Origin of the sequence: Priestia megaterium NBRC 15308 = ATCC 14581 (assembly GCF_000832985.1) — a bacterium.
GTDB classification, from domain to species: Bacteria; Bacillota; Bacilli; order Bacillales; family Bacillaceae_H; genus Priestia; species Priestia megaterium.
Genome location: NZ_CP009920.1, coordinates 4,778,951 through 4,803,420, shown reverse-complemented (window position 1 = coordinate 4,803,420; position 24,470 = coordinate 4,778,951). Strand labels below are relative to the sequence as shown.

Below are 24,470 nucleotides of genomic sequence, written 5' to 3'. Positions count from 1 at the left end.
TTCCGCTACAATAGACGTTAGACAGCTAGCTTTATAATGCTTATAATCCATGAATACACAAGATATTGCTTTTATAATACGGAAATTTGTGCTAAAATCTTGTAAGTACGCAAAAATAGAAACATACGTTCTGTTGATGCGAACACTATAAAATTAAAAGATAGGATACATGATCATTTATTCTTAGACACGAAGCGCAAACGTTTGTGTTTCATACATAATGTAGTAATGTTCGTTGTGATGAAAGGGGTAGTATGAATGGCTCGGAAACAACAATTTAATTATAATGAAGATGCAATTCAAGTACTAGAAGGATTAGATGCCGTTCGTAAACGTCCTGGTATGTATATTGGAAGTACGGATACACGAGGTCTGCATCATTTAGTATATGAAATCGTCGACAACTCTGTCGATGAAGCTCTAGCAGGCTACGGAGAAGAAATTATTGTAACCATTCACAAAGATAATTCAATTTCTGTACAAGATAAAGGTCGAGGTATGCCAACGGGCATGCATAAACTAGGAAAACCAACGCCTGAAGTTATTTTAACCATCTTGCATGCAGGAGGTAAATTCGGACAGGGTGGATATAAAACAAGCGGAGGCTTACACGGAGTAGGTGCATCTGTTGTAAATGCGCTGTCTGAATGGTTGACCGTAACCATTCATCGAGATGGATTTATTTATGAACAGCGTTTTGAAAATGGAGGAAAGCCAGTTACGACGCTAGAAAAAATAGGGAAAACGAAAAAAACGGGAACAACGATTCATTTCAAACCGGATGCCACGATCTTTTCAACAACTGTGTATAATTATGATACGCTGTGTGAACGGCTCCGCGAATCGGCTTTCCTGTTAAAAGGATTCAAAATAGAGTTAATCGATAAAAGACATGATCGTCACGATATCTTTTATTATGAAACAGGTATTCAAGCCTTCGTTTCATATTTAAATGAAGAAAAAGATTCACTTCATCCAGTCGTCTTTTTTGAAGGGATTCATCATAATATTGAAGTTGAATTTGCCTTTCAATTTAATGATGGTTATTCTGAAACCATTTTATCATTTGTTAATAATGTTCGTACCAAAGATGGTGGAACGCATGAGTCCGGTGCAAAAAGCGCTATGACGCGTGCATTTAATGAATATGCTCGTAAAGTAAGCCTGCTAAAAGAAAAAGACAAAAACTTAGAAGGAACGGATATACGAGAAGGCTTAGGAGCCATCGTTTCCGTTAGAATACCTGAAGAGTTGCTTCAGTTTGAAGGTCAAACAAAAGGAAAGTTAGGTACAAGTGAAGCTCGTTCGTCTGTAGATGCAGTTATTTCTGAAAAACTTGCCTATTTCTTAGAAGAAAACCCGGACGTAAGCTCTCTTCTTGTAAAAAAAGCAATCAAAGCTGCTCAAGCGCGTGAAGCAGCACGAAAGGCGAGAGAAGACGCAAGAAACGGGAAGAAACGAAAGCGTCAAGAAACCGTTCTAAGCGGAAAGTTAACGCCTGCGCAATCAAGAAATCCTCAGCGAAACGAACTGTACTTAGTCGAAGGGGATTCCGCTGGAGGTTCAGCAAAACAAGGAAGGGATCGCCGCTTTCAAGCCGTGCTGCCACTGCGAGGGAAGGTTATCAATACCGAAAAAGCTAAGCTTCAAGATATTTTTAAAAACGAAGAAATTAGTACGATCATTCACGCGATAGGCGGAGGAGTAGGAGCAGATTTCACCATCGATGATATTAACTACGATAAAATAGTTATCATGACCGATGCGGATACGGATGGCGCTCATATTCAAGTGCTTCTGCTAACGTTTTTCTACCGCTATATGAAACCGCTTGTGGAAGCAGGAAAAGTATTTATTGCTCTTCCACCGCTCTACAAAGTAAGTAAAGGGTCAGGTAAAAAAGAAGTGGTTGAATATTCATGGAGTGACGAAGAATTGCAGGGTGCTATCGATAAGGTAGGAAGAGGGTATATGATTCAACGCTATAAAGGTCTCGGTGAAATGAACGCAGATCAGCTTTGGGAAACAACAATGAACCCAGAGACGCGTACGCTGATTCGTGTTCGTATTGATGATGCTGCTCGCGCTGATCGTCGTGTAACCACTTTGATGGGCGATAAAGTAGAACCTCGCAGAAAATGGATTGAAAGCAACGTAGCGTTTGGATTAGAAGAAGATCCAAATATTTTAGATAATGAAAATGTATTAACGGTCGCAGAGGAGGACGTACAATGACACAAACAGAACGCTTTTTAGATTTACCTCTTGAGGATGTACTAGGCGACCGTTTTGGTCGATACAGTAAATATATTATTCAAGAGCGTGCACTTCCGGATGCAAGAGACGGGTTAAAACCCGTTCAGCGCCGTATTTTATATGCAATGCACGTAGATGGAAATACAGCAGAAAAAGGCTTTCGCAAGTCAGCCAAAACTGTAGGGAACGTAATTGGTAACTATCACCCTCATGGTGATTCATCTGTATATGAGGCCATGGTTCGAATGAGTCAAGAATGGAAAGTTAGAAATGTATTAATCGAAATGCATGGAAACAACGGAAGTATTGATGGAGATCCCCCAGCAGCAATGCGTTATACAGAAGCTCGCCTTTCATCGATTGCTGCAGAACTTCTACGAGATATTGACAAACAAACGGTTGAGTTTGTGTCTAACTTCGATGATACAAGTAGCGAACCAACTGTGTTACCGGCTATGTTTCCTAATTTGCTAGTGAATGGATCCACGGGTATTTCAGCTGGTTATGCTACAGAACTTCCTCCTCATCATTTAGGTGAAGTAATTGACGCAACGATCATGCGAATTGATAAACCAACGTGTACAATTGAAGAGTTGATGACGGCTATTCAAGGTCCTGATTTTCCTACGGGAGGAATCATTCAAGGGGTAGACGGAATTAAGAAAGCCTACGAGACAGGTAAAGGGAAAATTATTATTCGCGGAAAAACGGAAGTGGAGTCCATTCGCGGCGGAAAACAGCAAATTGTCATTACGGAAATTCCGTTTGAAGTAAACAAAGCCAACCTTGTTAAGAAAATGGATGAGCTTCGTTTAGATAAAAAAGTGGAAGGCATTGCTGAAGTTCGCGATGAAACGGATCGTACCGGTCTGCGCATCGTAGTAGAATTAAAAAAAGATGCAAATGCTCAAGGAGTACTTCACTATCTTTATAAAAATACGGATCTGCAAGTACCTTATAATTTTAACATGGTTGCTATTGCTAAAAAGCGACCAAAGCTTATGAGCTTGGCCAACATTCTTGATGCTTATATTGATCATCAAAGAGAAGTGGTAACAAATCGTTCTAAATACGAACTGCAAAAAGCACGTGAACGTGAACATATTGTAGCGGGATTGATTAAGGCACTGTCGATTTTAGATGAAGTTATTGCGACGATTAGAGCTTCTAAAGATAAGCGCGACGCTAAGAATAATTTAATTGCCAAATATGAATTTACAGAACCTCAAGCAGAGGCGATTGTATCGCTTCAATTATACCGTTTGACAAACACGGACATCACAGCTCTACAAGCGGAAGCTGAAGAGCTAGGTGCTAAAATTAACGAGTTAGAAGAAATCTTACATAGCGAGAAAAAACTTTTTAATGTAATCAAAAAAGAATTACGCCGTGTAAAGAAGCAATACAGTACAGAACGCCGCTCAAAAATTGAAGCGGAAATCGAAGAAATTAAGATTAATCTAGAAGTGATGGTTCCATCTGAAGAAGTGATGGTGACAGTCACAAAAGACGGATACGTAAAACGAACAAGCCTTCGTTCTTACGCCGCGTCTAACGGGCAAGACTTCGGTATGAAAGATACGGACCGAATTTTAGCGAAGTATGAAATTAATACAACTGAAACGCTACTCATCTTCACAAACAAAGGGAATTATTTATATATGCCAGTGCACGAACTTCCTGATATCAGGTGGAAAGACATGGGGCAGCATATCATGAACATTGTTCCAATTGATAAAGAAGAGCAAATTGTACGGGCGATACCGGTGAAAGAATTTAAAGAAAACCAGTATTTGCTTTTCTTTACAAAAAACGGTATGGTCAAAAAATCAGAATTACTTCAATATAAAGCACAGCGCTACTCTAAAGCTCTTGTCGCCGTTAATTTAAAAGGCGATGATGAAGTAATCGATGTATATCAAACCGATGGTAAAAAACAAGTGTTTATTGCCACTCGCTCTGGCTACGGACTGCGTTTCCGGGAAGAAGAAATTAATATTGTAGGGACTCGCGCTTCTGGTGTGAAAGGAATTAACTTAAAAGACGATGATTATGTTGTAAGCGGCGTTATCTTCGATGAAGATGAAGCTCTATCAACTGAATTATTTATCGCCACGCAACGAGGAGCTGTGAAAAAGACAAAAATTACTGAGTTTGAAGAATCAGCACGAGCAAAACGAGGGCTAGTGATGGTCCGAGAACTAAAATCTAATCCGCATCAAATTGCAAAAGTAAAAGCAATCTCTAAAGAACATTACATGATAGTAGAATCATCTAAAGGTCAAATCGAGCAGGTTGATCCATCTACAATGCGAGCTAGCGACCGATACAGCAACGGTTCATTCGTATTGGACCAAAGCGAAGCCGGCAATTTAGTTGATGTGTGGCTGGAAGAAAAATAACAAAAAAGTAGTAAAGTTTTTAACGCTTTACTACTTTTTTTGTTCAATATTTTTAAATTAAACTATGTTCTAAATAAACAATAAGAAACATTTCCCTACTCCTTATCCCAAATAAACATCATGCACCTCCTACACAAGCTTATAAGAAACTTTTGAATGTTCCAATTGTCCTAAACATATATATATAAGAACATCTAGGAGGTGTTATAGATGAACTATTTTATTCACGTAACTCCTAAGACTAAACTTTTTGTACGGGATATTGGAAAAGGGGAACCCGTTCTTTTCCTTCACGGGTGGCCTGTTAACGCTAAAATGTACGAATACCAATTTACAACGTTGCCGGCCTGCGGTATTCGATGTATCGCTCCTGATCTTCGCGGATTCGGAAAGTCAGATGCGCCTTTCACCGGCTATTCTTATAATCAATTAGCAGATGATATTCGCATGTTAGTAGAAAGACTGGAGCTGAAAAATTATACGCTCGTAGGCTTTTCTATGGGGGGAGCCATTGCCATTCGATATATGAGCAGACATTTAGGATATGGCGTGAAGAAGTTAATTTTATTAGGAGCAGCGGCTCCAAGCTTTATTCAAAAAACTGATTTTCCATATGGACTTCCTTCTGAAGAAGTAAATACAATTATTCAAAATACGTATAGAGATCGCCCTAACATGCTTGAAGAGTTTGGCAAAAAGTTTTTTAATCAGCCTACCAGCTCAGCTTTTAAAGGGTGGTTTCAAGATTTAGGTTTAGAGGCATCCGGTCATGGAACAATTAAAACTGCGGTGTCTTTACGAGACGAAGACTTACGGGAAGATTTGAGCCAAATTTTTGCTGAGACATATATATTACACGGGAAAAAAGATCAAATTTGTCCATTTGATCTTGCAAAAGTTATGAATCGTCATATTTCATTTTCTACACTTCTTCCATTTGAAAATAGTGGACACGGTCTTTTTTATGATGAACGTGAGAAAGTAAATGACACTCTTATTGAACTCATCGCTCAAAGCTCAGCCTATAAGTAAGGATATACATTTAAAACCGAATTGGCAGCCAAATAAAAAAAGTAAAAAACCTGCACCTAACGTAATGAAGCGAAGAAGTTTAGGCGTGATAAATTTTCTTGTGAAATGAATGCTGCTGGCAATATTTAAATTCCAAAGAAGGATTCCAAAGATAATAAAGAAACTATGAAAAAAGACTGATAGCCACGTTTGACTTTGGAGGCTTTCGCTTAAGCTTGACCCAAATACACCAAACCAAAATACAATATTTAAAGGGTTCATAAGAGCAATGAAGAAACCTGTAAAAAACGACTTATCTCTTTTAATAGAGGGTTTATTTACATCTATTGAAAAGGAACGAGAAACAGCTTGTTTCATACTTTGAAAGCCAACAAACGTAAGCATGACAAAACCAGTTGCATAAAGGAAAACAGTAACAGCATGCATCTGAACAAAAGGCGTTAACCCTATTAAAATGAGGAGCATAAATAAAATATCGGCCGTCATGCCTCCCAAACCAACTAGCCAAGAAGCCCAAAATCCTTTTGTCAGCCCTTTTTTAATCATCTCTATATTAATTGGACCTACCGGTGCTGCGAGACTAATACCTAGAATTATTTGTTTTATAGCAATCAAAAACCACTCCACAAACACAGCCTCCTTTCTAACTTGTCCAATAGTAGCTTATATATATATAGATTAGAGTTTTATAATTTAGAATCGGCATTTAGTTAAAAATGCTCATAAACTTTCTTTTCTTTAATACACATGTAACGTTGAGTTCCATAAGGAGGATTTTAATGGCATCAAAAATGCTTTTTCGAGCCAATGAGATTTTAGAGTCAACGCATGTCCCATTTTGGGGAAAAGATGCTTTTCAATATTTCCGAAGCGATATATTGTCAGAAGAAAATCCATTTCCTTGTATATTAGGGGTAGAAGGCTTTAAAAAAGATTTACTGCGGTTTTCATTTGTGACTACTCCTTATAACTACCAAGATATTAGAAATGTAGCGTTGGCACTTAGAGAATACATAGATACGTTCAAGACCATAGGTCGCTATACATCCTTTGTGTTATTCTTTAAGCCTGAACATAAAGAACGATCAATGGAAGAGTACGAAACGATGTTTTGGGATACGCTGACGTTTCTTCATCAAATTGATCAGAAGAAATGGCCGCAGGACATTCCAAAAGATCCAAAAGATCCATTATGGGAATTTTGCTTTCACGGAGAACCTATTTTTGTCGTCTGTAATACGCCTGCTCATTCTTTACGTAAAAGCCGTAAGAGCAGAGGATTTATGATTACATTTCAACCTCGGTGGGTGTTTGAAGGTATGACAGGAGATTCAAAAATAGGGCGGCACATCCAAAAGGTGGTCCGCGATCGGTTAAAAACATATGATGACGTATCTGCTCACCCTGAGTTAGGATGGTATGGACAGCAGGAAAACCGAGAGTGGAAGCAATATTTTTTACATGATGATAACAACTATACTACCGGACAGTGTCCGTTTAAATTAAAAAGGAGTGAACAGCATGGACGTAAAAAAAGCCTCTATTAAAAAAGGAGTTGGCGGAAAGTTTGAAGAAGTAATTAAAGAGCTGCTTCCGGCGTATACCGGATACGTTGAAGTACAGCACGATATTGCTTTTCAAACGCACCCATCTCATACCCATCCAACTGATGAAATTCTTCATATACTTGAAGGATCTATTTACTTTACAGTTGAACATGATACGGTTCTATGTCAGGCAGGAGATCGAATACATTTACCGAAACAAACGGTTCATTCCTCAAAAGCCGGTCCTGATGGGTGCACATACGTTATTTCCATTTTAAAATAAAGACGAAAGAAGATGATGCTTATGCTACGTTCCCGGCCAGTTCTGCTGCTTATCGATGTACAAGAAGGGTTTTATTCACCACAGTGGGGGGAAAGAAACAACCTAGATGCAGAAAAACATATGCTGACGCTACTGCAAGCATGGAGGCGCCAAAATTATCCTGTCATTCACGTACAGCATGCATCGGAAAATCCAGATTCTCCTTTACACCCAAGTTCGAAGGGATTTCAGTTCAAAGAAGGGTTTGGTCCACAAGAAGACGAATACTTAATTCGCAAACACGTGAACAGCTGCTTCATTGGAACAGAGCTAGACAGTTATTTAAAAGCAAATGGCTATGATACGCTTATCTTAATAGGACTAACTACTAATCACTGCGTCTCTACGACTGCCCGCATGGCTGGAAATCTAGGGTACAGGACGTACATTGTAAACGATGCAACAGCTTGCTTTGATGGTATGTCCTACGATGGAAAAACAAGGCTTCCTGCAGAAGATGTACATACATTCGCATTGTCTTCTTTACATGGGGAGTTTGCAACGGTCGTTTCTACAAAAGAGACACTTCAAGTTCTTCAAACCTTTCAATATGCTCAAAATCATAACTGATGTGCATGCGCACATCGGTTTTTTATGTAGATTATGTTTCTTAAAAGAAGTAAAATAAAGATAATTCTATACTATAAGGAGTTTGTACATATGATCATTCGTTATGCTAAAGAAGAAGATTTACCTATGCTTGTTGAAATTTATAACCAGTCTGTTCAAGCAAGTGCCGCTACTTTTGATTTAACGCCTGTAACAGTAGAGCAAAGAAGGAGCTGGTTTGATAATCATATTAGCAATGAACTCTTTCCGCTTATTGTTGCGGAAAGAGACGGGGTAGTAGCGGGCTATGCTTCGCTTTCTTCTTATCGAGATAAAGAAGCGTATATTCAAACGGTAGAGCTATCGATTTATATTGATAAAAATCAACAGGGGCATGGCATTGGAAAACAGCTTATGAAGCGGATTTTGGAATTGGCTAAAGAACTCAACCATCACGTTGTCATTTCAGGAATTACAAAAGGGAATGATATCAGTGTCAAAATGCATAAGCAATTTAATTTTACATTTTGCGGAGAATTTAAAGAAGTAGGCTGGAAATTCGATCAGTGGCAAGATGTGCTTTTTTATCAGCTTATTTTATAAGATGTATGACACCTTTACACATTGTAACGTTTTAGTTTAATGTGTAAAGGTTATTAAAATAATAAGTCATTTTATTATTTTAATACGAAAGGTGTTAGCTATCATGAATACACATTTTCAATATCAGCATATAAGAGCTATTCCAAAAAGATGGTCCAAAAAAGAACTGCATATCCAGCTGAATAGAATCAAACACAATTCTGAACTATCTACTATAGCAGCAGATCCGCTTTTTCATCTGTTAGAATGTACCCATTCGGGCCTTCAAACTAAGCAAGAAATCATAGACTACATCCAAAACATTCCTACTCATCAATTTCCATCTTTTGTAACCCATTTAAGCAGGTTAGTTCAGCGTATTTATTATATAGAAGCTGCTGATTACTGTAATCGTCCCCTCAAAGGTTATATGCTTGTTATGAAAAATCAGCCCGCCTATATATCTCTTCATTTTGCTGATCAGATCATATAAAAAAAGCTCTCTATTCAAAAGAATAGAGAGCTTTTTTTATTCGTATTTTTTCACTGTTACTTGGCATTCTTTTAACGGAATAAGTTTTGACTTTTTCGTCCATTTGTATCCTAACCAAACAATTAAGAATAAAGGAAGTCCGATATAAGAAACAAGTACACCGTACCAGTCAATCGAATCACCCATAAACGCCGAATAGTTTTGACCTAAAATAACAACAGCACATAAAATAAAGGCAAAGATAGGACCAAAAGGGAAAAGTTTTGCATGATATGGAAGTTCACTCAAATCATGACCTTGGGCAACAAATGCTCTTCTAAAACGATAGTGGCTGATGGCAATTCCTAACCAAGCAATAAAACCAGACATACCAGAAGCGTTAAGTAACCACGTGTATACCGCACCGTCTCCAAAAAATGAAGCACCAAATGCAAGTGTACCGACAAGTGCCGTTGCAATTAAAGCATTCACCGGAACGCCTCGTTTATTTACTTTTGCTAAGAACCTTGGTGCTTTTCCATCTTTCGCTAAGTTCCACAGCATACGCGTAGAAGCATACATACCTGAGTTACCAGCAGATAAAACGGCTGTTAAAATAACGGCATTGATAGCTGATGCTGCAAACGCCAGACCTGCTCGTTCGAATATTAAAGTAAATGGACTTACTCGCACATCATCACTTGCTAATGAATCGGCTGTGTATGGAATAAGCATCCCAATAACAAAAATAGCTAAAATATAAAATAACAAGATGCGCCAGAAGACTTGTTTAACTGCGCGAGGAACCGTTTTTTCCGGATCTTCACTTTCTCCAGCTGCGACTCCAAGCAACTCTGTTCCTTGAAATGAAAAACCAGCAGCCATAAAAATACCTAAGACAGTAAAGAATCCACCGTGAATGGGTCCATCATCAAGCGTGAAGTTTTTAAACCCTGGTGCTTCATTGTTAAAGATACCAAAAATCATCATAATGCCAATAACTAAAAAGATGATAACCGTTACTACTTTAATTAACGAAAACCAAAATTCAGATTCACCAAATCCTTTTACAGAAAGGTAGTTAAGCCCAAACATAATTAATAAAAACAGGGCACTCCATAAAATAGAAGAAGAGTTTGGGAACCAAAATTTCATAATAAGGGCTCCAGCGGATAATTCAGCTGCAATTGTAATAGCCCAGTTGTACCAATAGTTCCATCCGAGAGCGAAACCAAAGGATGGATCTACAAAACGAGATGCATACGTACTAAACGAACCAGCTTCAGGCATATAAGCTGCGAGCTCCGCTAGGCTGGTCATCAAAAAGTAAACCATGACGCCAATGATAGCGTAAGCTAAAAGCGCTCCCCCAGGTCCTGCTGTGTGAATTGCTCCACCACTTGCTAGGAATAAGCCGGTTCCGATGGCTCCTCCTAATGAAATCATCGTTAAGTGGCGAGATTTCAACCCACGTTTTAATTCTTGTTGCTCTTGCATAGATAAATACTCCTTTCGAATGTACGGAAAGAGACGGGATAACATAAAAAAAGCCCGCAGTATATGTGCGCGCTTTTAAATCTGAAAACCGCGTCAACCTTCCGTGAAGATAGCTCTTCACATCACTCGCATGATGTGACAGTTCTGTTCCTGTTCGGAGACAGCCCCAGCTTAAATCAACCGAGAAGTGATCTAAACTTCGGCAATTTTTCCTTTCAAGCAACATCCTCAATGTTCTCTGCATTTCCGTTACTTTACTATTAAAAACTGCGACCTCTACCTCATCGATTAGGATGAGGGTTTTTTATATTCAATTGACATAAAAGAAGTATACCAAATACTAAAACGATTGTCATTATAAAAAATAGATTCAGAAAATAGAAACATCTTTGAAATCTCTCGAATCTATTTTGTTACATATGGTATAATGAATGTTGTCATAATACTACATAAATATCCGAACGTACCACAGGGGGAGCCGCCGTGCTGAGAGTGAACAAATTGTTCAGACCCTTCGAACCTGTTAGTTAACGCTAGCGCAGGAATGTGGGAATAGTAGCATATATTTGCTTACTCCTGTGTAAACCGTTTGATATGAATGATTCAAAAACAGGAGTGAGAAACGTGAATAAAGCATTACCTTTACAGGCTAAAATTGAAATAGCTATTTTTGCAGCATTGGCTTTTTTAATTGATCTTTTACCTTCTATAAAAATTGCAATAGGCGTAAGCATTTCGTTCTCTATGGTTCCTATTTTTATTATGTGCTTTCGATGGGGAGTCAAAGGAGGAGCTTTATCCGGATTTTTATGGGGAATATTGCAATTAGCTTTAGGAAATGCATATATTTTAACCCCATTGCAAGCTTTTATAGAGTATGTTATCGCTGTTACCTTTATTGGATTTGGCGGGATTTTCTCTAGTTCTATTAAAGGATACTTAGCTAATAATCAAAGATCAAAAGCTTTCTTTTTTATTATTTTATCTTTAATTATAGGAAGTTTCGCTCGTTATTTTTGCCATTTCATTGCAGGCTTAATATTTTGGGGATTTGCTGCACCAAAAGGAATGCCTGTCCTATGGTATTCTTTCTCGATGAACGGGATTTCGATGATTGGGTCGTTGCTATCATGTCTAGTTATCCTTTCACTGTTAATTCCATCCGCATCAAGAATGATTGTAACTAAATCACACTCATCATAAGCAAAAAGACTAAATCTACCAAGATTTAGTCTTTTTTGTCATTTGTCACCTTTGTTTACACAAAAGTGTGTCAGGTTTGATAACATAGTTAGTGAAATATTCAAAAAACTGTTTTATGATAATCACCATATTCAAACGAGATAAGGGATTGATAGCATGCTACAGAAATGGATAACGAGCATAGGTTTAGATATCGGAACAAGCACAACAAAGCTGATTGTAAGCAAGCTGTTAATAGCAAATCAACAAAATCAGTTTACGCTGCCAGGCTGTCAAATTATTGATCGTCGCGTAACGTATGCAAGTTCTATCTATACCACCCCTATGCTAAACGAGGTTGAAATCGATGTTCAAAGATTAACGGTACTACTAGAACAAGAGTATAAGAATGCAGGAATCTCCTTAGATCAAGTGGAGGCAGGTGCTGTGATCATTACAGGAGAAACGGCTAGAAAGCAAAATGCAGAAAGTATCCTTCACTATCTAGCCGAACATGCTGGGGATTTTGTTGTTGCAACAGCCGGCGCTGACTTGGAAGGAATGTTAGCAGCAAAAGGATCAGGAGCAATCCAACGTTCCGCTGAAACAAATGCAGTAATTGCCAATATTGATGTAGGAGGAGGCACTGCTAACATCGCTTTATGTCAAAATGGAAAAGTGATAGAAACGTTTACACTGCATGTAGGAGGAAGATTAATTCGGCTGAATTCAGACGGTTTTGTAACCTACATCTCATCTTATTTAACTGAATTTTTAAAAAATAATTCTTTAATACTGCGAGAAGGTGAAAAAGCAACATTTGAAAAGCTCTCGTCTATCTGTCAATTACTAGCTGAAGAAACCGTGAATTATGTAAAAGCGCTGAATCAAAATTCCACGCTTCTCGTTTCTCCTCATACAAGATCTTCTATACACCCCGAAACGATCATGGTTTCAGGAGGAGTAGGAGCAATGATGGAGAAGCAAAAGCCAAAAACAGTGGAAGAAGTGGCCATACATGGAGACGTTGGTCCGCTTCTAGCATATCATTTTCAATCCATCCAAGTATCTCAAGCCGCTGAGACAACGCGCGCTACTGTAATTGGTGCTGGTATGCAAAATACAGAGGTTAGCGGATCAACCGTATATATTGGGTCGAAGCGGCTGCCGCTGAAAAATATTCCGATTATAGAGATACCCGTTCAGCAAGAGGAGACGTGGAATCAGCAGCTGTTTCAAGAAAGAGCTCGAGCGTCATGTATGCAGGCTTCAACTATTTTCAGTGCAGAAGATCCTCCCGTTGCTATTGCTTTATCTCATTTTCCTTACTGCAGCTATAAGATGCTTCAAGAATTAGCAAAAATAATAAGCGCTGAATTTATTGCTTGTTTTAAGGGAGCTAAGTGCCTCGTTGTTCTATGCGAACAAGATATTGCAAAAGCTTTAGGACAAGCACTAGCTAAACAGAGGAAAGAGTTAGAAATTATTTGTTTAGATCAAATTGATTTTACGCACGGAGATTACATCGATCTAGGGTTACCAGTAGCTGGAGAAGCGATCTCCGTTTCCGTTAAAACGCTCGCTTTTTCATCGTAATCTACTAAATATACAAGGAGGAAACGATGTTTAAAACTACACGATTATTAGGAGAAACATTTTCATTTTATAGCTTAAAAGAAATCATGGCCAAAGCAAACGAAGAGCGTTCTGGAGATCAGTTAGCAGGAGTTAGCGCTGAGTCAATGAAAGAACGAATGGCAGCAAAGCAAGTCCTAGCTGATATCACACTTGCTGATATCAGAAACTACCCGCTGCTCAGCGCAGATGAAGACAACGTCTCGGCATTAATTGAAAGTCAGATTGATTCATCTGTTTACGATATGATCAAAAAATGGACAGTAGGGGATTTAAGAGAATACATTTTATCCGATCAGCATAGCGGAGAAGACCTTCTTGGACTTAGCAAAGGATTAAGCAGCGAAATGATTGCGGCAGCTACTAAAATTATGTCCAATTTAGATTTAATTCAAGGAGCTGCCAAGATAGAAGTGCAAACTACTTGTCAAACGACTATCGGCCAAAAAGGAGTATTGGCTTCTAGAGCTCAGCCTAATCATCCTTCAGATAACTTAAAGGGAATGAGAGCATCTTTATACGAAGCGTTAAGCTATGGAATTGGAGATGCGGTTATCGGAATTAACCCTGTTATTGATACAACAGATAATATTTACGCACTTTTAAATGAAACAAAAAATATAATCAATGAATGGGCAATCCCTACTCAAAACTGTGTGTTATCACATGTGACGAGTCAGATGAGAGCAATTGAAAAAGGAGCATCCGCCGACTTGATTTTTCAAAGTTTAGCAGGAACAGAAGCCGGTAATGATTCATTTGGAATTTCACTGTCTATGCTTGATGAAGCGACAGCGCTAATTCATGAAAAAGGAACGGCAAACGGTCCAAACCGCTGGTATTTTGAAACAGGACAAGGTTCTGAACTGTCAGCGGAAGCTCACAATAATATTGATCAAGTAACGCTTGAAGCTAGATGCTACGGCTTAGCCCGTCACTATAAACCTTTCTTAGTTAATACGGTTGTTGGATTTATTGGACCTGAATATTTATATAACAGCAAACAAGTTCTACGAGCTGGGTTAGAAGATCATTTCATGGGTAAAATGCACGGCCTGCCTATGGGAGTAGACGTGTGTTACACCAACCACATGGATGCTGATCAAAATGATATGGATAATTTAAGTATGCTTCTGGGAACAGCTGGAGTGAACTTTGTCATAGGAGTGCCCATGGCTGATGACTGCATGCTAAACTACCAGTCTCTTAGTTATCATGACATTGCAACGGTACGTAATGTGTTAGGGCGTACCCCAACGCCGTTATTTCAAAAGTGGCTTGAAGATCAGCGTATTATGGACAACGGGCGCTTTACATCTAGAGCCGGAGACCCAACTATTTTTATGAATTTGATTTAAGGAAGGTGCTTACTATGATACCAAAGTCAAATCGCGATCCGCTTGAAACACTTAAACAATTTACCCCTGCCCGCATAGGTGTCGGCCGTACAGGAACAAGGCCGCTAACAAAAGACGTTTTATCTTTTCGCACGGATCATGCTGCAGCCGTAGACTCTGTATATGGAGTAGTTGCAGAAGATATTTTAGCCGAGTTTAACCTTTTCTCTGTGAATACACGCGTGGAGTCAAAAGAACATTATTTAAAACGGCCGGATCAAGGAAGGTTATTAGCAGATAACGCTAAGAAAGAAATTTTTAAAAACTGCGTGCGGCAGCCTGATGTACAAGTAGTAGTCTCAGATGGACTGAGTGCCAAGGCAATCGAAGAAAACATAAGCGACGTGTATCCAGCTTTAATTGACTCCCTGCAATCATATGGACTTCATATCGGGACTTCATTTTTTGTAAAAGGGGGACGGGTTGCGTGTATGGATGAAATTGGCGAGATCATAAAGCCAAAAGCACTTGTGCTATTGATTGGAGAGCGACCTGGACTGGTCAGTGCTGAATCAATGAGTGCTTACATGTGCTATGAACCCAGTAAAGGCAAAAAAGAGTCTGATCGTATGGTCATTTCTAATATTCATAAAAGAGGGACGCCTCCTATTGAGGCAGCCGCACATATCGGTACCATGATTGACAAAATGATTAAGCAGCAAACAAGCGGTGTACATCTTATTGTCTAAACATCAAAAGGAGGAGAACGTATGGCGTTACAAAAACAATTAAAACCTATTCATTTATGGGCTATTTCAGTGGGCATGGTTATTTCAGGACAATACTTTGGGTGGAATTACGGGTTTGAACAAGGCGGGATTATTGGGCTTGCAATTGCAACCTTAATTGTAACTTTGTTTTACACAACGTTTATGTTCAGTTATGCAGAGCTTTCAACATCTATCCCGCAAGCTGGTGGACCTTCAGCCTATGCAAGAAGAGCACTTGGACCTTTTGGGGGATATATCGCAGGAATTGCCTGCTTGCTTGAATTTATTTTTGCTCCTCCTGCTATTGCCGTATCAACAGGAGCATACCTGCATTTTCTCATTCCAGCCGTTAACCCTGTATACGCAACGGTAGGTGCCTTTATTTTCTTTGTTTTATTAAATTTAATCGGGGTAAAAGAAGTAGCGGTGATTGAGCTTACAGCTACCATTGTTGCACTAATTGGTTTATCTATTTTTTATGTAGCTGGTTTGCCTCATGTACAAACATCAAATATTTTTAATGATCATTCATTTATTAACGGGCCAACAGGGATACTAGCAGCTATTCCATTCGCTGTTTGGTTTTATCTGGCAATAGAAGGCGGAGCAATGGCAGCGGAAGAAGTGGAAAATCCTAAGAAAAACATTCCTAAAGGATTTATTGGAGCGATTATTACTCTAGCAACCGCAACGTTGTTTACACTATTTGTAACAGCAGGACTTGGCGGAGGAAGCGGGAAGCTAGCTGATTATCCACTTCCACAGGCGCTGTCTTCTGTATACGGAAACGGCATTTCAACCGTTGTTGCTATTATCGGGCTATTCGGCTTGATTGCTAGCTTAAATGGAATCATCATGGGATTTTCAAGACAAACCTATGCGCTTGCACGAGATGGTTACTTCCCTAAATTTCTTGCTAAAACGAATAAAAAAGGAGTTCCTGTCGGCGGTTTGTTGATTCCGGGAGCAATCGGCGTGATTTGTGCAGGATCTGCAACGTTTGCCAATGCACTTATTATCTTATCCGTGTTCGGAGCAATGATGATGTACTGCATCAGTTTAGTTTCTCTTTTTATTTTACGCAAAAAAGAACCTAACCTATCCCGTCCTTTTAAAGTGAACTACCCAGTCGTGCCAAGCATTGCCTTAGTATTAGGGATTCTGTGCTTGTACAGCATCATAAAATACAGTGTTCTTACAACAAATTTAATGCTGTTTGGCGTTTCTCTACCTTTAATTTATGTGATTCTTGGAATTTTCCTTCTTTCAATTATTTACTATGTCTTTTATGGCTCTAGACAGCTCAAAAAAGAAGCAGCCAATTCATATCAAGAAGCATCCATTAAATAGGAGGGAAAACGGCTCGCTGTAAAGGCAAGCCGTTTTTCTTGTGAAATTAAAGGGTTGAGCGTTTTTTTGTAGAATGATATACTAGGTCTGTTTGTTGGAAGAATATACATACATTTATATTAGATAAAGAAGGGGCAATTATGATGAACAAACGTAATACAATCATTATCACGGTTGTTTCATCTATTCTGTTATCAGCCTGTCAGCAAGAAGAAACATTAAAAGACGGAAATACAATGATAGTAGAAAAAGATGCAAAAAAAGTACTAAACGAACCAAAAACACAGGTAGAAAGCATTCAATCGATTGATTTAAATAAAGAAGCAATGAGCGGGAAATTTATTACAGCCTGGATGACTGATTACTTTTCAGCGTTTGGAAAAGCAGTGGATCAAAACTCTTTTGATGATTTAAAAGCTTTTTTGAAAGCGGACAGTTCTTTTTATAAAGAGCAAAACCTTCTTGTTGAAAATTTCACACGCCAAGGCATCGAGCAGAAGAAGCAAACGTTTCATATTGTCAATTGGTATGAAGAACCTAACCATGTGTTCAAAATACAAACCCACGAGGAAAGCTTATTAAAACAGCCGGGTAAAGATCCTTATACTAAAATTTGTGACCGCCTTTATACAGCCGTTTATCAAAACGATACGTTAAAGTTATCGAGTGTAGAACCATTTGACTTTTCATCTAAACCAAATGCAAGCACTGAAACTCCCACTACACAAACAACAGATTTACACGACTACGATGGAAAATGGACCACTGGCAATGATAACGGATCTCCTATCATTCAATTTCTTGCTACATCAAACTCGGAAGCAACGATTAAAATAAATTCGTACCAGCCACCTAGCAAAATCCGCGTGTCAACCGTTGAACAAAAAAATATTCGCTTCGAAAATAACCAAGCAGCCATTGAATATGAAAATGATGGACAAGGAAATAAAGGAACCATTGTCATTACGCTCAAAGAAAATTCCATTTCATTACTTGCTAAAACAGATCAAAATAAAAAGGCAAAGTGGGGAATTCCAAGCGGTGATTACGTGCTCGATACGTTTGAGAATTAAAGATCATTTTAAAAACAGACTAAATTCGGCATTGAGGAGGACACCTTATGCATAAAAAAAAATGGACGATTGCATTCGTTCTACTGCTGCTAATGGTTTTGACGGCCTGTGAAGAAAAAGAAACAGTTAAGTTATCCAAACCAACCGAACCTTCCTCAGATGAAGTGATCCCAAAAGATCAAGCTAAGCCATCTCTTCCGCCTGATCTTGTATCAGAAAAAAAAGCAGAAAAAACTGCGGTTGAGACGATGAACAAAATTTCAAGTACCTATAAAGAATTAGGCGAAGAGTACGAATGGGAAAATGAATCTAACCCTGCTGATTATGAAACGCTAAAAAAAGCGTTAACGCCATACGCAACTTCATCTTTAATTGCAACAAAGCTAAAAAGTATTTCTACTAATTATTACTGCAAAGAATGCAATATGAGCTTTTTTCCTGATGTAACTCATCTTATTCGATTTGAACTTATTAACAATCACGCTGGACAATTTTCGGTCTCGGCTATTGAGCCAATTAGTAAAGAAGGAAGCGGCGGACTGACCATTTACATGAATTTTAAATACGTTAATAAGCACTGGAAATTAAACGAATGGGATGAAGTTACCTATCATCAAAAATACCTCAACATTACGGCCGATGAATATATCAAATACGTAAAGTCAATTAATCCTTCTAGTGATATTTCGTATCAAGGTGAATCTACCCGCACAAATGAAAAAGGCGAAAAGGAAGAAATCTTCGTTTTCAAAGAGAATAATAAAACGTATGCCATCAGCAAAAATAGTTCTCAGCGAATCGACGATTTTAAAGAAGGTGAAAAAGAAAAAGAAGAGGCGGAAGAAAAAGATTTTAATTTAAAAAACATCCAAAAAGTTGACCAAGAAACAGCGGATATTTTCATTGAACATTATTTACGAGATTTAACAAAGTCCATTAACACGAATAAATTTGAACACGTACAGCCTTATATCCAGCGGGATAGTGTTTTGTGGAATGATCAAAAGCAGCTTGTGAAAATGCTGTACGAAAGAGACATTCGAGAAGAACTCGTTGATTATTCGGTATTAGACGTGGAATCTGTGAGTGAAGAAGAGAACGAAGCGGTCTATACAATTCAAACGAAAGAAGTCATTTCAATTACAACGAACGGTCAAAGTCAGGAAAAAGAGTATTATCGAACCTATACCGTTTCCTACAGCAATAAACAGCTGCACCTGACTAAAATTGAATCACTTTAAAAAACATCACGCAGAGCGTGATGTTTTTTATTTATAGATAAGTTCGCAGGATATCAAGATAATTCTTTCCGATCATCTGCTCTTGGCAGTTTTTCGATCCATCCCTTTTTGATCATTATTCGCCCAAAGGAAGAGATGGTTTTTAAATTCCTTAAAATAGAAGCATCACAATGTCCGGCTATGTCTATTCTCATACTAGTTATCATAGCTGCAGCATAATATGTAGTAGCTAAATGAAACAAAAATCCTGCATGAAATACCATTAGTTTATCAGAAAAAGGGGCTACGTCAGAATTTGTAATTTCAGCATCCATCAAGCGTGGAGACTGCAGGTTTTCTTGTTGAAGTAAGGAAGAAAAAATGTTTATATTCTTAATGGCTGTGCGCAAACATTACTCCATAAAGCTATGGATATCTTTATCTTTCGTTACTTGTTTGAAGCCATTCACAAGCGTTTTAGCTGCGATACTCTTTTTTAAGTTAAAATAAATATTTCCAGCTTCCATATAAGAATTTCAATAGATTTATTATAAAGGTCCATCGCATCAATATTGCATTGATAATAATGGTCACGTATATCCAGCTAATCCATGCATGGTCATTTCGTGTATATATACTAACCAAAAGGTGTCCGTAAACAAAGGAGGAGCATCTAGATTTACACCTTTATCAGTAAAGCCAATCGGTAAATCTAATTTTTCAGCTTTAAAAATATCTCTAAGCACGTGCAAATGTTTTTCAGCCAGTTCTAAAGTAAATTCAAAAAGAGAATAAACCTCAGAATCTTTAACCTTTGCTAACACATATTTACTAATACAAACAGACATGGTGTCTTGGATGTATTGTGCCCATAAACTTGTAATTTCTGATGACGTCAATCTATTTTTCTGATTATCCAAATTCGGCACCTCCAATTATTACTTAAACTCCTACTAGTGTCCCTAAAACATTGCTGTCTAAAACACTCAAAATCCTTTAATTAACTAACGCAAGATAACTCTTCCTTATCAAGCGTTCATATGATAAAGTAGAGAAATAAGCAGAAAATAGAATTTAGTTTACATATAATGGTTTTTTTATTAAAGTCTTTAAAAACAGGCTTTTTAAATTGAGTTTTGAGAGGTTTTTAAAAACTTTTAATGGCATTTGTTGCGAATTGATAAAAAATCTTTATATTCCATTCTGGATCATTTGAAAGGGATACCTTTGTTTTTAATCATTAGGAGGGGTAAAATGGAAGAATTTGAATTGTCGCCTGTGAAAAATTCGTTTCGCCAGCTAAAAGAGCAGTGGGAAGAGGCAGAGCTATTAGATGAAGATAACAATTTGAATTTGAAGCACGTTTCAGATGAAGAGTTTATTCAGCTCTTTTTTTCAATGCGGATTATCAAAAAATCACTTTCTCCTCATACGATCAGATCTTACAATCAAGACATGAAAACGATTCTGTCTTTTTTCTACGAACGAGAGATTACATTAAAATCGATTGGATTTATGGAAGTCAAATTATTTAATGAAGAAATGATGAATCAATATGCCAATCGCACCGCTGCAAGAAAGCTAGAATTTTTTAGAAGAATGCTAGAGTTTGGACACGTTACTCATTTTTATCCTTCGCTGTATACGACGTGGATTGAAAAACCATCTATTGCAAAAGGACATTACAGCGACAAGGAAAAACAAAATCGCACCGAGTACCGAGAGCTAACCGACCTGGAAGCCCAGGTGATTGTAAATGCGTTAGAATCAGTCGTGCGCATTCGTCAGCATGAAAAGGAATTCAAAGCGCGCAATCGCTTAATGGGAATGCTTTTGTATATGAGTGGAATGCGTTCAAGTGAACTGCTGAGTTTAAATTGGGGAAGCTTCCGCGAAGACCGCCGCGGAAATTTGGTTGTAGATGTGATTGGTAAAGGAAAAAAAGAACGAACGATTCCTGTGTTTGATGATGTGAAAGAAACGCTTTTCACTTACCGGCAAGCGTTAAATGAAAGCACTGAACTAAGTCCTTTTGACACCGACCCGCTTTTTTACTCCATTAAAGAGTACTATCGTACCGGCGAAAAGAAGCGATTATCCTATACAACGTTGTATCGAACGATTAAATCAGCTGTTTATAAAGTAAAAGGAAACGCGTCTATTTCTCCTCATTGGTTTCGTCATACCTTTATTACAAACAGTTTAGCTAATGACGTTCCGCTTGCGGTTGTGAAGCAAGTAGTAGGGCATTCTTCTATTGCTACAACGAACGTTTATCTTGAAAAACTTCAAGAAGATACGGTATACGACGCGTTTCGAAAATCGGGTTATCGCTAATTACTTATAATATTTTTATGTAAACTAAAAAACATATATTTTCATTTTTACTGCTTATGCGTATGAAATAAGTTGTATAAATGAATAAGTTACTTTTCCTACAATATAATGGTAGAAAGTCGATAAAGGAGGGAGCTACCTATGACGGCTAAACATCCGCTTCACTACCATTTCGGAGAAGTAACGGAGCTTTTTCATTACATATACGAAGTTTGTGAAACAGCAGGAATTTATATTGACTGGAGCGGAACAGCCCAAACCGTTCAGCTATATCGAAGCAAAGAATCTTTTTTATCCGGAGAACGCTACATCGGAGCGATTCAGTATGAGGGAAGCAATCAGTTTCAAAAAAGATGGCCTTCTACCGTCAGTTTGAGATTTCGACGTGCGAACTTGTCGTTTATTTTAAAATATTGTTTAGAACAAATTGAAGACTACCGCAAAGACACGAACAAAGAACCCTTCATTAATCCAAATGCAGAATCCATCGCGTTTAAATTTACCTCTTTAACAGATGAAACCAAACAAGTGATTTCAAAAATCAAAGAAGTGCTATGCATCGCCAACTACGTTTAAAACCCCGCAGAATGTTAGCTGTGGGGTTTTGGGTATTTAACGCAGGTCTTCTGCGTCTTGAAGCAATTGTTCGGCGCGGTATTCAAGTTTTTGTAAAGTGTCGGTATAAATCTTTACCTGCTGCTCGTTTAGCTGAGATGTTAATTCGGAAAATACCTGTTCTACAGCAGGCGTCACTTCTGTTTTTAAACGCAGGCCGTCTTCTGTTATTTGAATAAAAAACGAGCGGCGATCTTCTGGGTTTCTAACACGCTGAATCCAATTTTGTTTTTCTAGTAAATCTAAAATTTTAGTCAGCGTCGCTTGATCTTTATCTGCTCGCTCAGCTAATTGCTTCTGTGTACTATATTCAGCTTCTGATACGCGTTTTAAAACGGTCCACTGTTCTGGTGTAATCCCAAAAGGGCGCAAGCGTGCGGCAACTACTCTGCTTAAGCGCTTACTTGTACGAACGGTGGGAATGCCGAACATTTCTTCTAACGATTCCATATAAAACCTCCTGCATATATACAGTGATTATATCAGCTGTTTTTATTTCTGTAAATTTGTTTGTAAAGAGGACGCTTTATAAAAATAAATTTACAGAATAAATTGCAAATACACTAGACTTATTGTGTGTATCCTTGTAATCTAGTGTAAGAATAGTTAAACTTTTTCAAAAACAGTAGGGGGTACACACATCCATGATTAAAGCGGTATTTTTCGACTTAGATGACACGCTACTTTGGGATCAAAAAAGCGTAAAAGAAGCATTCGTTGCAACATGTACATATGCAAGTGAGAAATATAATTTAAAACCTGAAAAACTAGAAGAAGCGGTGCGTAAGGAAGCAAGAGAATTATATGCTTCGTATGAAACCTATGAGTTTACGCAAATGATTGGCATTAATCCATTTGAAGGATTATGGGGAAATTTTTTAGACGATCATGATGAATTCCGCAAAATGAAAGATATTGTTCCTACTTATCGCAAAGAAGCTTGGACTCGAGGTCTTCGTGCCCTAGGAATTCACGATGATGCTTTTGGAGCAGAGCTAGCTGAGCGTTTTCCGTTAGAGCGCCGCAAAACACCTTTTGTATACGAAGAAACGTTTGAAGTGCTTGATCAATTAAAAGGAAAGTACAAGCTGCTGCTGTTAACAAACGGTTCACCTGACTTACAAAATACCAAATTGGATATTACATCAGAACTAGTTCCATATTTTGATGAGATTGTGATTTCAGGTGCATTTGGCCGCGGTAAACCTGATCCGTCTATTTTCGACCATGCTTTATCACTTATGGATTTAAAGAAAGATGAAGTGATTATGGTTGGAGATAATTTAATGACAGATATACTGGGTTCTTCTCGCGTTGGAATGAAATCTGTATGGATTAATCGTCACGATAAAGAGCGAAATGAAGTTATTCCTACTTATGAAATTACCCATTTAAGTGAACTGCATTCAATTTTAGATGAACTAAATTCATAATACGAACAAACAAAAAAGAGGCGGAAATCGTCTCTTTTTGTTATAGAGCGGATGTGTTTAAGTTTGAAGAAGCCAAACAAGATTATTAATTACATACAGAAAAAAACGCCTGTCCTTTGTTTTATAGAAAAAGAAGACGTTTTTTATAAAACTATCTTGTTTCTCATAGAAAGAGCAAACGATAGACACAAAAAGAAAAAGAGAATAGACATAAAGCGCGTTAGTGTAGTCAAGTTCAAAAAGAACGTGTATCATTGTAACTGCTGGTAACAAAAGATAGACACAAAATATAAATAAAAAAGTTATGAGAAAGGAAAAGGTGCGTACATCACGTTAAAGACATATGAATCATAATAATACAAAAACAACTACTGAATTTAGTAATAAAAAAATAAACATGCATTTAAATAGAAAGCTATCAGCGGCTATTATAGCTATGGTTCTTTTCGCTTTGCTTTTTTGTTTTATACCAGGTATAAAAGAGTCAATTCCCAATTTTTCTATTAAAAAAACCAGTCCGCATTTCGTTGATTTATTTCCTTTATACCTTTTATTTTTTACACCCTTCTTTTTAATAATGGGGACTTTAGGCACGGTGATCGTTGATTTATTAGTCAGTGCGTTTGTAAAAGACCGTAGTAAAAAAATTGATTTTATCATGTCATTCATATTCCACGCCATTTTTGGGTTGTTAATGTTTGAATTCGGAATGATAGGCGTCATTCTTATTTTTATTGTTGATCGTATTCTTTCAATCCGTAAAAAAAACTACTCTTATTTATATCCACTGGGTTGCTTAGTACTGTCGGCCATTATTGGAACTCTCGTCTACTTCATTTTTACTATCGTTTAATAAAAA

The 24,470-nt window shown here is 37.8% G+C and carries 24 protein-coding genes and 2 riboswitches; of the genes, 19 read left to right on the top strand and 5 right to left on the bottom strand.

Annotation, left to right across the window (positions count from 1 at the left end):
• The first annotated feature begins 258 nt into the window (after positions 1-258).
• The 3 genes from parE (at position 259) to BG04_RS24605 (ending at position 5,690) form a co-directional block, all read left to right on the top strand.
• On the top strand, positions 259-2,235 hold the full coding sequence (gene parE / locus BG04_RS24615; RefSeq protein ID WP_013083363.1) for a DNA topoisomerase IV subunit B: 1,977 nt from the start codon (positions 259-261) through the stop codon (positions 2,233-2,235).
• Positions 2,232-4,658, top strand: a complete 2,427-nt coding sequence (gene parC, locus BG04_RS24610) for a DNA topoisomerase IV subunit A (RefSeq protein ID WP_013083362.1) — start codon at positions 2,232-2,234, stop codon at positions 4,656-4,658. The genes parE and parC overlap by 4 nt, the downstream gene beginning before the upstream one ends.
• A 210-nt stretch (positions 4,659-4,868) precedes the next feature.
• A complete protein-coding gene (locus BG04_RS24605; RefSeq protein ID WP_016764310.1) occupies positions 4,869-5,690 on the top strand; it encodes an alpha/beta fold hydrolase in 822 nt (273 codons plus the stop codon).
• Here the strand turns inward: BG04_RS24605 and BG04_RS24600 are convergent.
• Positions 5,676-6,317, bottom strand: a complete 642-nt coding sequence (locus BG04_RS24600) for a LysE family transporter (protein WP_016764309.1) — start codon at positions 6,315-6,317, stop codon at positions 5,676-5,678. The two genes, BG04_RS24605 and BG04_RS24600, sit on opposite strands and share 15 nt — an antisense overlap.
• 152 nt (positions 6,318-6,469) lie before the next feature.
• Between BG04_RS24600 and BG04_RS24595 the strand changes: the two genes are divergently transcribed.
• The 5 genes from BG04_RS24595 to BG04_RS24575 all read left to right on the top strand — a co-directional run bounded on the left by BG04_RS24595 (position 6,470) and on the right by BG04_RS24575 (position 9,183).
• Positions 6,470-7,237, top strand: coding sequence for a YqcI/YcgG family protein (locus BG04_RS24595; protein WP_016764308.1), 768 nt, complete (start codon positions 6,470-6,472; stop codon positions 7,235-7,237).
• Positions 7,212-7,520: a cupin domain-containing protein gene (locus tag BG04_RS24590; RefSeq protein WP_034651653.1), complete on the top strand. Its 309-nt coding sequence runs from the start codon at positions 7,212-7,214 to the stop codon at positions 7,518-7,520. Before BG04_RS24595 ends, BG04_RS24590 begins: the two co-directional genes overlap by 26 nt.
• A gap of 21 nt (positions 7,521-7,541) precedes the next feature.
• Positions 7,542-8,129 (top strand): cysteine hydrolase family protein, encoded by a 588-nt coding sequence (locus tag BG04_RS24585; RefSeq protein WP_016764306.1) that lies wholly within the window; start codon positions 7,542-7,544, stop codon positions 8,127-8,129.
• 90 nt (positions 8,130-8,219) lie between these two features.
• Complete coding sequence (locus BG04_RS24580) at positions 8,220-8,711, top strand: GNAT family N-acetyltransferase (protein ID WP_016764305.1); 492 nt, start codon at positions 8,220-8,222, stop codon at positions 8,709-8,711.
• 103 nt (positions 8,712-8,814) lie between these two features.
• Positions 8,815-9,183, top strand: coding sequence for a hypothetical protein (locus tag BG04_RS24575; RefSeq protein ID WP_034651656.1), 369 nt, complete (start codon positions 8,815-8,817; stop codon positions 9,181-9,183).
• Positions 9,184-9,219: 36 nt separating this feature from the next.
• On the opposite strand, the gene BG04_RS24570 is transcribed toward BG04_RS24575, so the two are convergent.
• Positions 9,220-10,659 (bottom strand): amino acid permease, encoded by a 1,440-nt coding sequence (locus BG04_RS24570; RefSeq protein WP_051975592.1) that lies wholly within the window; start codon positions 10,657-10,659, stop codon positions 9,220-9,222.
• Between the two features lie 102 nt (positions 10,660-10,761).
• Positions 10,762-10,946: riboswitch (Lysine riboswitch) on the bottom strand.
• A gap of 174 nt (positions 10,947-11,120) precedes the next feature.
• A riboswitch (TPP riboswitch) is annotated at positions 11,121-11,221 on the top strand.
• 32 nt (positions 11,222-11,253) lie between these two features.
• On the opposite strand from BG04_RS24570, the gene thiT reads away from it, so the two are divergent.
• From thiT to BG04_RS24535, 7 genes are all read left to right on the top strand, one after another.
• Positions 11,254-11,862 (top strand): energy-coupled thiamine transporter ThiT, encoded by a 609-nt coding sequence (gene thiT, locus BG04_RS24565; protein ID WP_080743108.1) that lies wholly within the window; start codon positions 11,254-11,256, stop codon positions 11,860-11,862.
• A 156-nt stretch (positions 11,863-12,018) separates the two neighbouring features.
• A complete protein-coding gene (locus tag BG04_RS24560) occupies positions 12,019-13,437 on the top strand; it encodes an ethanolamine ammonia-lyase reactivating factor EutA (protein ID WP_034651658.1) in 1,419 nt (472 codons plus the stop codon).
• A 26-nt stretch (positions 13,438-13,463) separates the two neighbouring features.
• Positions 13,464-14,834 (top strand): ethanolamine ammonia-lyase subunit EutB, encoded by a 1,371-nt coding sequence (locus BG04_RS24555; protein WP_034651661.1) that lies wholly within the window; start codon positions 13,464-13,466, stop codon positions 14,832-14,834.
• A gap of 14 nt (positions 14,835-14,848) precedes the next feature.
• Complete coding sequence (eutC, locus tag BG04_RS24550) at positions 14,849-15,562, top strand: ethanolamine ammonia-lyase subunit EutC (protein ID WP_013083350.1); 714 nt, start codon at positions 14,849-14,851, stop codon at positions 15,560-15,562.
• Positions 15,563-15,583: 21 nt separating this feature from the next.
• The gene (eat, locus tag BG04_RS24545; protein WP_034651664.1) at positions 15,584-16,933 is read left to right on the top strand and encodes an ethanolamine permease; all 1,350 of its coding nucleotides are present in this window, start codon (positions 15,584-15,586) and stop codon (positions 16,931-16,933) included.
• Between the two features lie 140 nt (positions 16,934-17,073).
• Positions 17,074-18,006: a TcaA NTF2-like domain-containing protein gene (locus tag BG04_RS24540; protein ID WP_013083349.1), complete on the top strand. Its 933-nt coding sequence runs from the start codon at positions 17,074-17,076 to the stop codon at positions 18,004-18,006.
• 47 nt (positions 18,007-18,053) lie between these two features.
• Positions 18,054-19,247 (top strand): TcaA NTF2-like domain-containing protein, encoded by a 1,194-nt coding sequence (locus tag BG04_RS24535; protein ID WP_034651666.1) that lies wholly within the window; start codon positions 18,054-18,056, stop codon positions 19,245-19,247.
• Positions 19,248-19,300: 53 nt separating this feature from the next.
• On the opposite strand, the gene BG04_RS31510 is transcribed toward BG04_RS24535, so the two are convergent.
• Both BG04_RS31510 and BG04_RS31505 read right to left on the bottom strand, forming a co-directional pair.
• The gene (locus BG04_RS31510; RefSeq protein ID WP_230586550.1) at positions 19,301-19,636 is read right to left on the bottom strand and encodes a DUF3231 family protein; all 336 of its coding nucleotides are present in this window, start codon (positions 19,634-19,636) and stop codon (positions 19,301-19,303) included.
• A 180-nt stretch (positions 19,637-19,816) separates the two neighbouring features.
• On the bottom strand, positions 19,817-20,146 hold the full coding sequence (locus BG04_RS31505) for a DUF3231 family protein (RefSeq protein ID WP_230586551.1): 330 nt from the start codon (positions 20,144-20,146) through the stop codon (positions 19,817-19,819).
• Positions 20,147-20,480: 334 nt separating this feature from the next.
• Here BG04_RS31505 and BG04_RS24525 point away from each other — a divergent pair, with 334 nt between their 5' ends.
• Both BG04_RS24525 and BG04_RS24520 read left to right on the top strand, forming a co-directional pair.
• On the top strand, positions 20,481-21,563 hold the full coding sequence (locus BG04_RS24525; protein WP_034651669.1) for a tyrosine-type recombinase/integrase: 1,083 nt from the start codon (positions 20,481-20,483) through the stop codon (positions 21,561-21,563).
• A 141-nt stretch (positions 21,564-21,704) separates the two neighbouring features.
• The gene (locus BG04_RS24520; protein WP_013083346.1) at positions 21,705-22,139 is read left to right on the top strand and encodes a hypothetical protein; all 435 of its coding nucleotides are present in this window, start codon (positions 21,705-21,707) and stop codon (positions 22,137-22,139) included.
• Between the two features lie 36 nt (positions 22,140-22,175).
• Here BG04_RS24520 and BG04_RS24515 read toward each other — a convergent pair whose 3' ends face one another.
• Positions 22,176-22,628, bottom strand: coding sequence for a MarR family winged helix-turn-helix transcriptional regulator (locus BG04_RS24515; protein WP_016764295.1), 453 nt, complete (start codon positions 22,626-22,628; stop codon positions 22,176-22,178).
• A gap of 194 nt (positions 22,629-22,822) precedes the next feature.
• Between BG04_RS24515 and BG04_RS24510 the strand changes: the two genes are divergently transcribed.
• Both BG04_RS24510 and BG04_RS31500 read left to right on the top strand, forming a co-directional pair.
• On the top strand, positions 22,823-23,611 hold the full coding sequence (locus tag BG04_RS24510) for an HAD family hydrolase (protein WP_034651672.1): 789 nt from the start codon (positions 22,823-22,825) through the stop codon (positions 23,609-23,611).
• 595 nt (positions 23,612-24,206) lie between these two features.
• On the top strand, positions 24,207-24,464 hold the full coding sequence (locus tag BG04_RS31500; protein WP_230586552.1) for a hypothetical protein: 258 nt from the start codon (positions 24,207-24,209) through the stop codon (positions 24,462-24,464).
• Positions 24,465-24,470: the final 6 nt, after the last annotated feature.